1 pseudogene is annotated in these 234 nt (G+C 68.8%); it reads right to left on the bottom strand.

The annotated features are described in order from the left end of the window. Positions 1-234, bottom strand: a pseudogene (locus ACFC20_RS17545) (transketolase); the annotation flags it as partial.

The raw sequence follows: 234 nt of genomic DNA on the forward strand, positions 1-234 counted from the left end.
AAATGGTCGTAGAGCACTTCGGCCGGAGCCGACGCGCCGAAGCTGTCGATGCCGAAGCGCAGGCCGTCAAGGCCGGTATAGCGTTCCCAGCCGAAGGTGGTGCCGGCCTCGATCGAGGCGCGCAGCACGCCGGCGGGCAGGATGTCGGCCTTGTAGGCGGCGTCCTGCGCGTCGAAATGGGCCCAGCTGGGCATCGAGACGACGTCGGCGCCGATGCCCTGTTCTTCCAGCGCC

Source organism: Marinobacter sp., from assembly GCF_041984545.1.
Lineage (GTDB): Bacteria > Pseudomonadota > Gammaproteobacteria > Pseudomonadales > Oleiphilaceae > Marinobacter.